General features: G+C 67.5%; 16 protein-coding genes. 10 read left to right on the top strand and 6 right to left on the bottom strand.

The window, feature by feature from the left end:
* Positions 1-225: 225 nt before the first annotated feature.
* Complete coding sequence (rpsT, locus tag FPZ54_RS19685) at positions 226-489, bottom strand: 30S ribosomal protein S20 (RefSeq protein WP_145849486.1); 264 nt, start codon at positions 487-489, stop codon at positions 226-228.
* A gap of 123 nt (positions 490-612) precedes the next feature.
* Positions 613-1,425 (bottom strand): bifunctional DNA-formamidopyrimidine glycosylase/DNA-(apurinic or apyrimidinic site) lyase, encoded by an 813-nt coding sequence (gene mutM / locus FPZ54_RS19680; RefSeq protein WP_145849485.1) that lies wholly within the window; start codon positions 1,423-1,425, stop codon positions 613-615.
* A 55-nt stretch (positions 1,426-1,480) separates the two neighbouring features.
* Here mutM and FPZ54_RS19675 point away from each other — a divergent pair, with 55 nt between their 5' ends.
* From FPZ54_RS19675 to FPZ54_RS19635, 9 genes are read left to right on the top strand one after another with little or no spacing between them, the layout of a single operon-like run.
* The gene (locus FPZ54_RS19675; protein WP_145849484.1) at positions 1,481-2,212 is read left to right on the top strand and encodes a class I SAM-dependent methyltransferase; all 732 of its coding nucleotides are present in this window, start codon (positions 1,481-1,483) and stop codon (positions 2,210-2,212) included.
* Positions 2,209-3,741 (top strand): 2-polyprenylphenol 6-hydroxylase, encoded by a 1,533-nt coding sequence (gene ubiB, locus FPZ54_RS19670; protein ID WP_145849483.1) that lies wholly within the window; start codon positions 2,209-2,211, stop codon positions 3,739-3,741. The genes FPZ54_RS19675 and ubiB overlap by 4 nt, the downstream gene beginning before the upstream one ends.
* Positions 3,742-3,772: 31 nt before the next feature.
* Positions 3,773-4,879: a hypothetical protein gene (locus FPZ54_RS19665; RefSeq protein ID WP_145849482.1), complete on the top strand. Its 1,107-nt coding sequence runs from the start codon at positions 3,773-3,775 to the stop codon at positions 4,877-4,879.
* Complete coding sequence (gene coaBC, locus FPZ54_RS19660; protein ID WP_145849481.1) at positions 4,876-6,051, top strand: bifunctional phosphopantothenoylcysteine decarboxylase/phosphopantothenate--cysteine ligase CoaBC; 1,176 nt, start codon at positions 4,876-4,878, stop codon at positions 6,049-6,051. Before FPZ54_RS19665 ends, coaBC begins: the two co-directional genes overlap by 4 nt.
* Complete coding sequence (locus tag FPZ54_RS19655) at positions 6,041-6,838, top strand: alpha/beta hydrolase family protein (RefSeq protein WP_145849480.1); 798 nt, start codon at positions 6,041-6,043, stop codon at positions 6,836-6,838. Before coaBC ends, FPZ54_RS19655 begins: the two co-directional genes overlap by 11 nt.
* Positions 6,835-7,281 (top strand): dUTP diphosphatase, encoded by a 447-nt coding sequence (gene dut, locus FPZ54_RS19650; RefSeq protein ID WP_145849479.1) that lies wholly within the window; start codon positions 6,835-6,837, stop codon positions 7,279-7,281. The genes FPZ54_RS19655 and dut overlap by 4 nt, the downstream gene beginning before the upstream one ends.
* The gene (locus FPZ54_RS19645; RefSeq protein ID WP_239019648.1) at positions 7,281-7,721 is read left to right on the top strand and encodes a hypothetical protein; all 441 of its coding nucleotides are present in this window, start codon (positions 7,281-7,283) and stop codon (positions 7,719-7,721) included. The genes dut and FPZ54_RS19645 overlap by 1 nt, the downstream gene beginning before the upstream one ends.
* Complete coding sequence (locus FPZ54_RS19640; protein WP_145849478.1) at positions 7,718-8,470, top strand: HesA/MoeB/ThiF family protein; 753 nt, start codon at positions 7,718-7,720, stop codon at positions 8,468-8,470. Before FPZ54_RS19645 ends, FPZ54_RS19640 begins: the two co-directional genes overlap by 4 nt.
* The gene (locus tag FPZ54_RS19635; RefSeq protein WP_145850080.1) at positions 8,458-8,817 is read left to right on the top strand and encodes a DsrE family protein; all 360 of its coding nucleotides are present in this window, start codon (positions 8,458-8,460) and stop codon (positions 8,815-8,817) included. Before FPZ54_RS19640 ends, FPZ54_RS19635 begins: the two co-directional genes overlap by 13 nt.
* Positions 8,818-8,820: 3 nt before the next feature.
* Here the strand turns inward: FPZ54_RS19635 and FPZ54_RS19630 are convergent, their stop codons facing one another.
* Both FPZ54_RS19630 and FPZ54_RS19625 read right to left on the bottom strand, forming a co-directional pair.
* Entirely contained in the window at positions 8,821-10,170 is a 1,350-nt protein-coding gene (locus FPZ54_RS19630) for a metal-dependent hydrolase family protein (RefSeq protein WP_145849477.1), read from the bottom strand.
* 48 nt (positions 10,171-10,218) lie between these two features.
* Complete coding sequence (locus tag FPZ54_RS19625; protein ID WP_145849476.1) at positions 10,219-10,593, bottom strand: DUF1244 domain-containing protein; 375 nt, start codon at positions 10,591-10,593, stop codon at positions 10,219-10,221.
* Positions 10,594-10,668: 75 nt separating this feature from the next.
* Here FPZ54_RS19625 and pyk point away from each other — a divergent pair, with 75 nt between their 5' ends.
* Complete coding sequence (pyk, locus tag FPZ54_RS19620; RefSeq protein ID WP_145849475.1) at positions 10,669-12,123, top strand: pyruvate kinase; 1,455 nt, start codon at positions 10,669-10,671, stop codon at positions 12,121-12,123.
* On the opposite strand, the gene FPZ54_RS19615 is transcribed toward pyk, so the two are convergent.
* Positions 12,120-12,737 carry an HAD family hydrolase gene (locus FPZ54_RS19615; protein ID WP_145849474.1) on the bottom strand — a complete coding sequence of 206 codons (618 nt, stop codon included), beginning with the start codon at positions 12,735-12,737 and terminating at the stop codon, positions 12,120-12,122. The two genes, pyk and FPZ54_RS19615, sit on opposite strands and share 4 nt — an antisense overlap.
* A 10-nt stretch (positions 12,738-12,747) precedes the next feature.
* The gene (ykgO, locus tag FPZ54_RS19610; RefSeq protein ID WP_066575973.1) at positions 12,748-12,873 is read right to left on the bottom strand and encodes a type B 50S ribosomal protein L36; all 126 of its coding nucleotides are present in this window, start codon (positions 12,871-12,873) and stop codon (positions 12,748-12,750) included.
* Positions 12,874-12,955: the final 82 nt, after the last annotated feature.

The following is a 12,955-nucleotide window of genomic DNA, read 5'->3' as shown; positions in this document are numbered from 1 at the left end:
GAATCTGAAATAAGTAGGCTTGACTCACGTCGCGCCCGGATTTCCGTTATTTCATGACCAACATGCTGAAATCATTGGAATTTCTACTAACATTACAGACGCGTTACAACGCGACTCGTGTAATTCTGCCGCTTTGCCGATTCGGCATTGTCCAAGTGCTTGGACGCAAAGAAAAACCCCGCCGGAATCGCCCGGCGGGGTCGTCCAAACGGTGGATTTCGTCGATCAGCCGAGCGCGAGGACGCGCTTGGTAAGCCGCGAGAACTTCCGCGACGCGGTGTTCTTGTGCAGAACGCCCTTGGCCACGCCGCGTGCCAATTCCGGCTGCATCGCCTTCAGCGCCGTTTCGGCCGCCGACTTGTCGCCCGATTCGAGCGCGCTCTCGACGCGCTTCACGAAGGTACGGATGCGGCTGACGCGCGCACCGTTGATTTCGGCGCGGCGGTCGTTGCGGCGGATGCGCTTCTTGGCTTGCGGCGTGTTCGCCATGAATCTTCGTTCCTGTTTTCAATGCGAAAAGAGGCGCGGATTTCCGTCCCACGCCTCGGGAAAGCGCGGCCCATAGCGAGGGCGAGCGATTCGGTCAACTCGAACCCGCGCAAAACGGCCCGTTCAGCGCTGACAGGCGGCGCAATAAAAGGTCGACCGACCGCCATCGACCCGCCGCAGCACGGGCGCACCGCACTGGCAGGCCAGCCCTTCCCGCCCATAGACCCGCCATTCCTTCGAGAAATACCCAAGTTCTCCATCGGGGCGCGCATAATCGCGCAGGGTCGATCCCCCGGCGCGAATCGCCGCCTCCAGCACCTCGCGGATCGCATCCACCAGCCGGGCAATCCGGGCGATCACAACACGGCCCGCCGCGCGGGTCGGTGCGATCCCGGCCATATGAAGCGCCTCGCACACATAGATATTGCCCAAGCCCGCCACGACGCGCTGGTCGAGCAACAAGGTCTTCACCGTCGCAACTCGCCCCGCAAACGCTGTGGCGAGATGCGCGGGGGTGAAATCGGAGCCGAGCGGCTCCGGCCCCAGCGCGGCAAAGGCTGGCCAGACCTCAATTTCCGCGCTGGGGACCAGATCAACCGAGCCGAAACGGCGCGGATCGTTGAGCGCGAGTCGCCGCCCGGCTCCGGTCTCGATCAGGAGATGATCGTGGGTCAGCAATTCCGACGGATCGATGCGCCAGCGCCCCGACATGCCGAGGTGAAAGATCATCGTGTCGCCCCGATCAGTGTCGATCAGGCCATATTTGGCGCGGCGCCCCAGCGCGGTCACGGTCGCGCCGGTCAACCGCTGCCCCAGATCGACGGGCATCGGGCGGCGCAAATCCGGTCGGCGTAGCTGGACGCGCGCGATTCGCTGCCCCAGCAAGGCGGGGGTCAGGCCGCGCACGGTCGTCTCGACTTCGGGAAGTTCGGGCATTTTGTCCCGCTAAGCGGGCTTTGCCCCGTCCACAAGGGCGGCTAAGGGCGTGGGCATGACCGACACTGTTTCCTTCGGCTATGAAGAGGTTGCCCCCGACGAGAAGACCCGCCGCGTCGGCGGCGTCTTTTCCAGCGTCGCCGCGCGCTATGACGTGATGAACGACGCCATGTCCGGCGGGCTGCACCGCATCTGGAAGGATGTGTTCGTCCGCCGGGTGAAACCGCGCGAGGGCGAGGCGATCCTCGACATGGCGGGCGGCACCGGCGACATCGCCTTCCGCATGGCCGAGCATGGCGCCGCAGTGACGGTAGCCGACATCAATCCGGACATGCTGGCGGTCGGCATCGAGCGCGCGGCCAAGCGCGGGATCGACGGTCTGGTCTGGAGCGAGGCGAATGCGGAAGTGCTGCAATGGCCCGACCGCTTCTTCGACGCCTATACGATCGCGTTCGGCATCCGCAACGTGACCGATATTCCCCAGGCGTTGCGCGAGGCGCATCGCGTGCTGCGGCGGGGCGGACGGTTCTTCTGCCTCGAATTCTCGACGACCTTGTGGCCGGGATTCGCGGACGTGTACGACGCCTATTCGCATCATCTCGTGCCGAAGCTCGGCCAGGCGCTGGCGGGCGACGCCGACAGCTATCGCTACCTCGTCGAATCGATCCGCCGCTTTCCCGACATGCCGACGTTTGAGGGGATGATCCGCGACGCGGGCTTCGTCCAGACGCGGGTCGAACCGATGCTGGGCGGACTGGTGGCGATCCATAGCGGCTGGAAGATTTGACCGCTCCCGCCGTTCATCTCTGGCGCCTGCTCAAATGGGGCCGCACGCTGGCGCGCCATGGCGCGCTGCGGGGTATCGAGCGCGACCGCAACACGCCCGCCCCGGTGCGTCGCCTCGCACGGGTCGCCCGGTTCGGCGCGCGCGTGCCCACCGTGCCGCGCTATGCCGATGCGCTTCAGGCAATCGGCCCGGCGGCGATCAAGCTCGGTCAGACGCTCGCCACCCGCCCCGATCTGATCGGCGAGGAGGCGACGCATGACCTGATGCGATTGCAGGACGCGCTGCCGCCGGTGCCGTTCGCGATCATCCGCGACGCGATGGAAGCGAGCTTCGGTCGCCCGCTCGACACCCTGTTCAGCGAAATCGAGGAGGTGCCGATCGGCGCAGCCTCGATCGCGCAGGTCCACCGTGCCACCACGCTCGACGGCAAGCGCGTCGCGGTGAAGGTGCTGCGCCCGGGGATCGAGGCCGAATTTGCGCGCGCCATCGACACCTATGAATGGGCGGCGGCGCAGGTCGAGGGGATGGGCGGCGAAGCGTCGCGCCTGCGCCCGCGCCTCGTCATCGAAACCTTCAAACGCTGGACCGCGCGCGAGCTGGACTTGCGGCGCGAGGCGGCGTCGGCGTCGGAACTTTCCGAATCGATGGAGGCGGAGCCCGATTTCACGATCCCAGCGATCGACTGGCAACGGACCACGGGCCGGGTCATGACGCTGGAATGGATCGACGGAATCAAGCTGTCGGATCGCGACGCGCTGATCGCAGCGGGGCATGATACCGAGAAGCTGGCGCACACATTGGTCCGCGCGTTCCTGCGCCAGGCGATCTCGGAAGGATTCTTCCACGCCGACATGCATCAGGGCAATTTGTTCGCGCTGCCCGGCGACCGGATCGCGGCGATCGATTTCGGCATCATGGGGCGGATCGACAGGCGTGCGCGGGTGTGGCTGGCGGAGATCCTCTACGGCCTGATCACCGGCAATTACCGCCGTGTTGCCGAGATTCATTTCGAGGCGGGATATGTCCCTCCGCACCATAATGTCGCCGAGTTCGCGACGGCATTGCGCGCCGTGGGCGAGCCCATGCGCGGCCTGCCGGTAAAAGACATGTCGGTCGGCATGATGCTCGACAGCCTGTTCAACATCACCCGCGATTTCGACATGCAGACCCAGCCGCATCTGTTGCTGCTGCAAAAGACGATGGTGATGGTCGAGGGCGTCGCGACGCGGCTGCACCCCGACATCAATCTATGGGACAGCGCCGCGCCGTTCGTGCGCGAGTGGATCCGCACCGAATTGGGGCCGGAGGCGTTCCTCGCTGACCGGATATCCGAGGACCTCAAGACGATCGCGCGCCTGCCCAAGTTGCTGCGCAATATCGAGCGGCACTTCCCCGATCCGGGCGGCGCCCCCCCAGCCCCGCCGCTGCGCGAGATTCAGGTGGTGCGCGTGGGCGGCGGCTGGCGCTATGGGGTCGTGGCGATACTGGCCGCAGGTGCGGGCATCGCGGCAACACTTTTGCTTGCCTGACAACCAAGCAGGGCAGCGCTAGGGAGGCAGGATGACGCGCACCCCGCTCTGGCTTGCCGCCCCCAGCCGGTTCGCGGCATCCTCGCCCAGCCACGCGCGGATCGCGCTTGGCATGGTCGCGCTGCTGATCCTGGGCGCGCTGACCGTGTTGTTCCTGCCACTGCCCGCCCCCGACGCCACCGGCGCGGGCGCGGATCGGCAGACCGATGTCGCGCTGTACGAATCGATCGTCGCGGCGGTCGCGCATGGCGAGGATTATTATCGTGCCGCCGCCGACGCGCTGCGCATGGGGGGCTATCCGCTGCGCCCGTTCCTCACCTTCCGTCTACCCGGCCTCGCGACCGTTCAGGGGGCGGTGCCGCCCGCCGCGATGCTGGCGTTGCTCTATGCACTCGCGGCGATGGCCGCATGGCTGTGGTACCGCCGCATCGCGGAGGCATTGCCGCGTTGGCCAGCGCGGGTTGCGGCACTGATCCTGCTGGCGGCGGGAATGCTGGCTTTCATCCAACCCGGGCTGATCGCGTTTCACGAGATCTGGGCGGGGCTGCTGGTCGCGATCAGCCTGGCATTGCGCCGCCCCGGGCGTTGGGTGGAAGCCGCCGCGATCGGCGCCATCGCGATGCTGATCCGCGAAACCGCCGCGCTCTATGCGGTGGTGATGGCGGCGTTGGCCTTTGCCGAGGGGCATCGGCGCGAGGCGGCGGGCTGGGGCGCGGCGCTGGGGGTTTTCGCGCTCGCACTTCTCGCCCATGCGATGGCGGTGCATGGCGTCACCGGGCCGCTCGACGCTGCGTCGCCAGGCTGGGCTGGGCTGAACGGCTTCGGGTTGTTCGTGCGTGCCATGACGCTGGCGACTGGGCTTCAACTGCTGCCGCCCGCGCTCGCGGCGATCCTGGTGGCACTGGCGCTGCTCGGCTGGGCGAGCTGGCGCGATCCGCTGGCGCTGCGCGCGCTCGCCACCTTTTGCGCCTATGCGCTGGTCATCAGCCTGTTTGCACGGGTCGACACCTTCTACTGGGGGCTGATCATCGCCCCCGCGTTTCTGATCGGCCTCACCTTCGCGCCCGATGCCCTGCGCGACCTGTGGGTCCGCGCTCTCGACAGGCGGCGGGTGCGCGTGCAGAGGATCGAATCATGAAGCGCATCCTGCTCATCGTCGGTGGTGGCATTGCGGCCTATAAGGCGTGCGAGCTGATCCGCCTGATCCGCAACGCGGGGCATTCGGTTACCTGTGTGCTTACCGCAGGCGGCCAGCATTTCGTGACTCCGATGACGCTCGCAGCCCTTTCGGAGAACCAGGTCTATACAACGTTGTGGGACCTCAAGGACGAGGCGGAGATGGGCCATATCCAGCTCAGCCGCAACGCCGATCTGGTGGTCGTCGCGCCCGCGACGGCGGACCTGATCGCGAAGATGGCGGGGGGACAGGCGGACGATCTTGCCACCACATTGCTGCTCGCGACCGACAAGCCGGTGCTTGCCGCGCCCGCTATGAACGTGCGGATGTGGCATCACGCCGCGACGCAGCGCAATGTCGCGACGCTGCGGACCGACGGCGTCTCCGTGATGGCGCCCGACGAAGGGCCGATGGCCTGCGGCGAGTATGGCCCGGGCCGGTTGCCCGAACCCGAGGCGATCCTGCGCGCGATCGAGGAAGCGCTGGCACCTTCAGCGGGTCGTCTGAAGGGCAAGCACATTCTGGTCACCGCGGGGCCGACGCATGAGCCGATCGATCCGGTGCGCTACATCGCCAACCGGTCCTCGGGGAAACAGGGCTATGAAATCGCGCATGCGCTCGCGGCACTGGGCGCGCGGGTAACGTTGGTATCCGGCCCGGTCGCGCTGGCGCCTCCGGCCGGGGTGACGCGCGTCGCGGTCGAAACCGCGCGGGAGATGCAGGCGGCGGTCGATGCCGCGCTGCCCGCCGATGCGGCAGTGATGGTCGCCGCCGTGGCCGACTGGCGCCTGGGCGATGCGGCGGAGCAGAAGATCAAGAAAGGCGAGGCCGCACCGCAACTCGCATTGGTCGAGAACCCGGACATCCTCGCCGGACTCGCGAAGAGTTCGCAGCGTCCGCGCCTGCTGATCGGATTCGCCGCCGAAACCGAACGGGTGGTCGAACATGCCGTCGCGAAACGGACTCGCAAGGGCGCAGACTGGATTGTCGCCAATGATGTTTCGGGCGATGTGATGGGGGGCGATGCCAATACCATATATCTTGTCACCGCGACGGGGGTCGAAAGCTGGGAGACACTGCCCAAGCCGGACGTCGCCCGGCGCCTTGCGGAGCGGATCGCCGATGCGCTCTAGCCTGATCCTGCTCGGCGCGCTGCTGCTGGCCGGGTGCGCCGCCACCAGCGCTGCGCCCCCGGCCCCGCAGTTGTTCGCCGAAAGCTATGGCGCCAAACCGCGCAATGCGGAAACGCTGTACGTGATCGTTCATGGCGACGGCATGGCGGGAACCTCGACCGACCTTGCGGAATTCGCACGCGCGCTCGCCGCGTCGGAGCCGCGCAGCGCCGTCGTCCGCCTGCTGCGCCCCGGCTATGCCGACGAGCAGGGCAACCAGTCGCCGGGGCTGCGCGGCGCGGGGACCGGGGACGACTATACCCCCGACCGAATCGCGCAGGTCGCCCAGAGCATCGCCGCGCTCAAGGCCCGCCATCGCCGCGCCCGCGTCGTCGCGATCGGTGAGGGCGGCGGGGCGGCGGTGGTCGCCAATCTTGCCGGGCTGCGTCCCAATCTGATCGACGGGATGGTGCTCGTCTCCTGCCCCTGTTCCTTGCCCGAATGGCGCCGGTACATGGCCGGGCGCGCCAAGCCCGCGCAGCCGTGGCGCGAAAAGGTCGCCAGCCTCGATCCGCTCCAGACTGCGGGCGGCATTGCGCCGGATCTGCGCGCCGCGCTGGTCAGCGGGGCCGAGGACAAGACCGTGCCCGCCCGCTTCGCCCGCGCCTATGCCGAAGCGCTGAGCCTTCGCGGCATCGCCACCGATTTCCGCATCCTGCCGCAACAGGGCAGCCAGATCCTGGACGATCCGCAGGTGATCGAGGCGACCCGCCGCCTTGCCGCAGCATTGCCGAGGAAGGTGTCGTGAGCACCCCGATCACGATCCGCCTGATGCGCCTGCCCCATGGCGAGGGGCTGCCGCTGCCCGCCTATGCCACGGCGGGCGCGGCGGGGATGGATGTCGTCGCGGCTGAGGAACTGGTGCTCCTGCCGGGTGCGCGTCATGCCGTCGCCACCGGCTTCGCCATCGCGATTCCGCCCGGCTATGAAGTTCAGGTCCGCCCGCGATCGGGCCTTGCGCTCAAACATGGCATCACCTGTCTCAACACGCCGGGCACGATCGACGAAGACTATCGGGGCGAGGTGAAGGTAATCCTTGCCAATCTGGGCGACCAGCCCTTCGCAATCGCGCGCGGTGAGCGGATCGCGCAACTCGTCCCCGCCCCGGTCCAGCGTGCGGTGTTCGACACGGTCGCGACGCTGGACGAGACCGCGCGGGGTGCTGGCGGCTTCGGATCGACGGGGCGGTGATGCCGGGCGCATTGATCCCCCTGCTGCTGCTCGCCGGGCAGGCGGCCATCGAGCCGCAGGACTCACCCGAGCCGCCCGAGCCGCCGGCAAAGGCCGCTCCCGCGATAGACTGGACGACCTTGCCCGACCTCCCCTATCGCACGGCCCCGCAAATGACCCCCGCGATGCACGACTGGGCGCGCGGCCAGGTGCGTGCGCGCAAATGCCGCGCGCGGCGGCTGGTCGATGGACGTCCCGCCGTTCGGGTCGAGGTCGCGGTGCTGGTTCATTCGGAGGACGGGGTACGCGCCACCATTCCGCGCGCGATCGGTTGCCCCAGCATCGAACAATATGCCGCGGGGCTGGTCGCGGGATTCTCCCGCAATAACCTGACCCAGCGCACCGCCGCGCCCGGCGCCGCCTGGTACCGCGCCACGGTGACCTTCGCCTGGCGGCAATGAGTTTTTCCGACGAAGAACTCGAACGCTATGCCCGCCATATCGTGCTGCCCGAGATCGGCGGGGCGGGACAGGCGGCGCTGAAGGCGGCACGGGTGCTGGTGGTGGGGGCGGGCGGGATCGGGTCGCCTGCGCTGCAGTATCTGGCGGCGGCGGGGGTGGGGCAGATTGAGGTCGTGGACGACGACCGGGTGGACCTGTCCAACCTTCAACGGCAGACGATCTTCGGAACCGAAGATGCCGGACGGGCAAAAGCCGTGGCGGCATTGGCACGGGTCGAAGCGATCAATCCGCACATCAAGGTGATTGCGCGGCAGGTCCGGCTCGATGGCGGGAATGTCGACGACCATGTCGGCGGCAACGACGTCATTCTGGACGGCACCGATAATTTCGAGACCCGCCTGCGCGTCGCAGACGCAGCGTTGCGTCATCGCGTGCCGCTGGTCAGCGCGGCAGTCGGACGGTTCGAAGGGCAACTCGGCGTGTTCCGCGGGTGGGAGGCGGACAAGCCCTGCTACCGCTGCTTTGTCGGCGCCGATCCGGAAACCGCCGGGATCAATTGCGCCGAACAGGGCGTGTTGGGCGCGCTCACCGGGATCATGGGCAGCCTCGCAGCGCTGGAAGTGATCCGCGCGATCCATCCGTTCGGGGAGGACAGCGCGGGCAAGTTGCTGCTCGTTGACACGCTGGCGCTGCGCTTCCGCACGCTGACCCTGCCCAAGGACCCGGGATGCACCACATGCGCGGGCTGACGCTGATCGTCGCGACAAGCAATGTCGAGCGGTTCCGCGCCGCCGTCGCACTCGCCTGCGCCCATGCGGCGCTGGGCGGGCGGACGCGGGTCTATGCGCATGAGGGAGCGGTGCCCTTGCTGATCTCCGGCGCCGATCCCGGCGATGCCGCCCTGTCCGCACGCGGCCTCGCCACCCGCGTGCAGCTGCTCGCCGAAGCGCGCGAGGCAGGAGTCGCGCTGATCGCCTGCCAGACCGGGCTTGCGGCGAGCGGCGTTCCGTTCGACCTGTTGCCCGCCGGGGTCGAGCCGGGCGGGCTGATCTCATTGCTTGCCGAACTGGGCGAAGATCGGCTGGTCGCCTTTTGACCGCTAGTCCGCGGGAAACGCCTGGCGCTTGCCACCGGCCTTGTGAACGACGCCGTGGCGCATCACGAACTCGACCTGCTCCATGCGCTTCACATCGTCGAGCGGGCTGCCCGAAACGGCAATGATATCGGCATCCTTGCCCGGTGCGATGCTTCCGATCGTCGATGCACGGCCCAGCGCCTCGGCGGCGCCGATGGTCGCCGCCTCCAACGCGCGGGCGGGGCTCATCCCCGCCTTCACCATCAGCGCAAATTCCTGCGCATTGTCGCCATGGGCCGAGACGCCGCTGTCGGTGCCGAATGCGACCTTCACCCCCGCCGCATACGCCTTGCTGTGGCTGGCAAAGGCGGCGGCGGCGGCTTCCTCAGCCTTGGGGATCACCGCGGGCGGCAGCAGCCCCTTGCGCGCCTGATCCAGCGCGGCGGCGGGCGCCATCATCGTCGGCACCAGCCAGGTCCCGTTGGCCTTCATCATGCGGATCGCCTCATCGTCGAGGAACGAGCCATGGTCGATCGTATCGACGCCCGCCGCGATCGCCGCCTTGGTGCCCGCCGCAGCATGGCTGTGCGTCGCGACCTTGCGACCGAGGCCGTGCGACGTCTCGACGATCGCCTTCATCTCGTCGTCGGTCATCGCGCGGCCAAGCCCGCCCGACACGTTGGAGAGCACGCCGCCGGTGGACATATATTTGATGACCTGCGCGCCCAGCGCGATCTGCTGTCGCACCGCGCGGCGGCAGTCGTCCGGGCCGTCGCAGGTGTTGATCTGATGCTTGTGGATTGCGTCGGCGAAAATCTCCGCAACGCCGTTGCTGCCATCGGCATGTCCGCCCGAGACCGAGATCGAATTGCCTGCATTGACGATGGTCGGCCCCGCAATCACCCCCCGCTCGACGCCCTCGCGCAGCGCCCGCATCCCGCGCGCGTTGCCGCCCAGATCGCGCACGGTGGTGAACCCCGCCTCCAGCGTGACGCGGGCATTGCCCACCGCGTGCATCATGTCGTCCGCGTCATCGGTGGTCAGTGCGGTCAGCCGCGCGCGCAGCGGATCGCCGCCAATGCCCCAGAGGTGGACGTGCATGTCGATCAGCCCCGGCATCACGAACCGGTCCCTGAGATCGATCAGTTCCGCCCCACCCTCCGGCACGATAAAGCCATCGCGCACCTCGACGATCTTGCCGTCACGCACGATGATCGTGCTCGCCCCGCGCGGAGCCTCGCCCGGCTTGGCGAGCAGGGTACCGGCGTGAATATATTTGACGCTCGCCGCGACCGCCGGCGCCGGTGAGGCGGTCTGTGCGGCAAGCGGCGTGGCGGCCAGCAACGCGATGGTGACGGCGGCGATTCGGCGCATGAAACTCTCCCCTGTTGGCCCCAGCCTATGCGGCAAATCGGGGGAACGCTAGCCGCCCGGCTGGGTGATCGAGGGTGGGTCGCTCGCGGGGAAGCTGTCCTCCAGCTCGGCGTCGAGCTCAGCCTCTTGGCGATTTCGCGCAACGCTGGCGTTCATCCGTTCGATCTGCTCGGGCGTCGCCTCGCTCTGGTGCTGCGCCTTCCAATGCGCATAAGGCATCCCATAAATCGCCTCACGCGCGGCATCGCGATCGAGCGACCCGCCGCTCGCCTCGCTCACCCAATCGGACAGACAGTTGCGGCAAAAGCCAGCAAGGCCCATGAGTTCGATATTCTCGGCATCGGTACGGTGCCGCAAATGGCGCACCAGCCGTCGGAACGCCTGTGCCGCGATGCGATCGTCGATTTTGTCCAGCGTTGTCACGATTGCGCCTCCACGGTTGAATAGCCAGCATTTGGCGTTAGTGACCAGCACGCACAAGGCATGGAGATTTCCGCGATGACAAAGGCAATGGCACCGCGATCGCGCAAGGTGCGCGTGCTGGCCACGCTCGGCCCCGCCAGCAATACGCCCGAGATGATCGCAGCGCTCCACAGCGCGGGTGCCGACGCCTTTCGCATCAACATGAGCCATGGCGATCAGGAGTCGAAAATCCCGGTGATCGAGGCGATCCGCGCACTCGAAAAATCCACCGGCCGCCCGATCACCATCCTCGCGGATCTTCAGGGGCCCAAGCTGCGCGTCGGCAAGTTCGCCGATGGCAAGGTGATGCTGGAGACGGGCGCAACCTTCCGGCTGGACCGGGACAAGACACCGGGAGACGCCACCCGCGTCGAACTCCCGCATCGCGAGATTTTCGAGGCGGTGACCGAGGGCGCCCGGCTGCTGCTCGACGACGGCAAGATGGTGCTGCGCGTCACCGGATATGGCGCCGACTGGATCGACACGCGGGTCGAGGTCGGTGGCGCGCTGTCCAACTCAAAGGGGCTGAACGTCCCCGACATGATTCTGCCGCTCGCGGCGCTCACCGAAAAGGATCGTAGCGACCTCGCCTTTGCCGTCGCCCAGAAGGTCGACTGGATTGCCCTCTCTTTCGTCCAACGGCCCGAGGATCTGGCCGAGGCGCGTCGCCTGATCGGCGGCCAGACGGCGTTGCTCGCCAAGATCGAGAAGCCGAGCGCGGTCGCCCGGCTGGAGGAGATCGTCGAGGCGTGCGACGGCGTGATGGTCGCGCGCGGCGATCTGGGCGTCGAACTGCCGCCGCAGAATGTGCCGCCGATGCAGAAGCGAATCGTGGAGACCGCGCGCCGCATGGGCCGCCCGGTGATCGTGGCGACGCAGATGCTCGAATCGATGATCACCTCGCCTTCCCCCACCCGCGCCGAGGTCTCCGACGTCGCCACGGCGGTTTATGACGGCGCCGATGCGATCATGCTGTCGGCGGAAAGCGCGGCGGGCCAATGGCCGGTCGAATCGGTGACGATGATGGACGCCATCGCCGATTCGGTGGAGCGCGATCCTGCCCATGGCGACCGCGTCCACTTCACCGTGATGCACCCCGACCCGACCACTGCCGACGCGCTGGCGGAGGCGGCCAAGTCGATTGCGGCGAACGTGTCGGCAAGCGGGATCATCTGCTTCACCATGTCCGGCTCCACCGCCCGCCGCATCGCCCGCGAGCGCCCGTCAGTGCCGATCCTGGTGCTGACCCCCAAGATCGAGACCGCGCGGCGCATGGGTCTGCTGTGGGGCACCCATGCCGTCCACACCCGCGACGTCGACTCGTTCGAGGACATGGTCGCCAAGGCCAAGCGCATGGCGATGCGCCACGGCATCGCCAAGGGCGGCGACCGGGTGGTCGTGTGCGCCGGTGTCCCCTTCGGCACGCCGGGATCCACCAACGTGCTGCATGTCGTGACGATCGTCGGGGATGAGCTTAAGGGGCGGAGTTAAGCGGGCAGGAGCCCGGCGTCGATCAGTGCGCGCCGGGTGTCGTCCACATCGCTGAACAGCACCGACCGAATCCCCAGCGCCTCCGCTCCCGCGACGTTCGCGGCATTGTCGTCGACGAACACCGCTTCGCCCGGCTCGAGTCCGAATCGGGCGAGCGCAAGATTGTAGATTGCGGGATCGGGCTTCACGCGTTTCTCGTCGCCCGACACCACGACGTCGCGAAAGCGGTCGAACAGCTGCGGCCATTCGGCGCGGAAGGGCGGCCAGAATTCATGGCTGAAATTGGTGATGGCGAACAGCGGCACACCCGCCGCGTCGAGATCCTCGACCAGCGCGTGCATCCCCGCCACCGGGCCGCCGACGCTATCGTTGAAGCGCGGCCCCCAGGCGGCGATCAGCTCTGCATGCTGGGGGTAGCGCGCGGTGAGTTCCGCCGAGGTCTCGGCGAAATCGCGCCCGGCATCATGCTGGAAATGCCAGTCGAGCGTGACGACTTCATCCAGAAACGCCGCGAGCGCCCGATCGTCTCCGATCAGGCGCTCGTAGAGAAACCGCGGATGCCAGTGGAACAGGACGTTGCCGATATCGAAGATAACGGCCCGAACGGCTCCCATGGTCGCCGAATCAGCCCTGGCGGGCCTTGAAGCGACGCTGGGTCTTGTTGATGACGTACACGCGTCCGCGACGGCGGATCACGCGATTGTCGCGGTGACGCCCCTTGAGCGACTTAAGGCTGTTCACGATCTTCATGACCGATTCTCTACTATCTCGAATTGTGGCGGGTGCCGGAAAAGAGGCGATCGCCTAGAGGGGAAGGGCCGCCAAGTCAAGG

It is taken from the genome of Sphingomonas suaedae, from assembly GCF_007833215.1.
Taxonomy (GTDB): Bacteria; Pseudomonadota; Alphaproteobacteria; order Sphingomonadales; family Sphingomonadaceae; genus Sphingomonas; species Sphingomonas suaedae.
Note: the sequence above shows the minus strand (reverse complement) of the source record. Positions and strands in the feature narration are given on the sequence as shown.

Excerpts from the sequence above, each read along its gene's own strand:
- FPZ54_RS19630 (WP_145849477.1), bottom strand. The coding sequence starts at position 10,170 with ATGCGCCGAATCGCCGCCGTCACCATCGCGTTGCTGGCCGCCACGCCG.
- FPZ54_RS19615 (WP_145849474.1), bottom strand. The coding sequence starts at position 12,737 with ATGGGAGCCGTTCGGGCCGTTATCTTCGATATCGGCAACGTCCTGTTC.
- pyk (WP_145849475.1), top strand. The coding sequence starts at position 10,669 with ATGACAAAGGCAATGGCACCGCGATCGCGCAAGGTGCGCGTGCTGGCC.
- FPZ54_RS19640 (WP_145849478.1), top strand. The coding sequence starts at position 7,718 with ATGAGTTTTTCCGACGAAGAACTCGAACGCTATGCCCGCCATATCGTG.
- rpsT (WP_145849486.1), bottom strand. The coding sequence starts at position 489 with ATGGCGAACACGCCGCAAGCCAAGAAGCGCATCCGCCGCAACGACCGC.
- ykgO (WP_066575973.1), bottom strand. The coding sequence starts at position 12,873 with ATGAAGATCGTGAACAGCCTTAAGTCGCTCAAGGGGCGTCACCGCGAC.
- coaBC (WP_145849481.1), top strand. The coding sequence starts at position 4,876 with ATGAAGCGCATCCTGCTCATCGTCGGTGGTGGCATTGCGGCCTATAAG.
- FPZ54_RS19665 (WP_145849482.1), top strand. The coding sequence starts at position 3,773 with ATGACGCGCACCCCGCTCTGGCTTGCCGCCCCCAGCCGGTTCGCGGCA.
- FPZ54_RS19645 (WP_239019648.1), top strand. The coding sequence starts at position 7,281 with ATGCCGGGCGCATTGATCCCCCTGCTGCTGCTCGCCGGGCAGGCGGCC.
- FPZ54_RS19675 (WP_145849484.1), top strand. The coding sequence starts at position 1,481 with ATGACCGACACTGTTTCCTTCGGCTATGAAGAGGTTGCCCCCGACGAG.
- mutM (WP_145849485.1), bottom strand. The coding sequence starts at position 1,425 with ATGCCCGAACTTCCCGAAGTCGAGACGACCGTGCGCGGCCTGACCCCC.
- FPZ54_RS19635 (WP_145850080.1), top strand. The coding sequence starts at position 8,458 with ATGCGCGGGCTGACGCTGATCGTCGCGACAAGCAATGTCGAGCGGTTC.
- FPZ54_RS19655 (WP_145849480.1), top strand. The coding sequence starts at position 6,041 with ATGCGCTCTAGCCTGATCCTGCTCGGCGCGCTGCTGCTGGCCGGGTGC.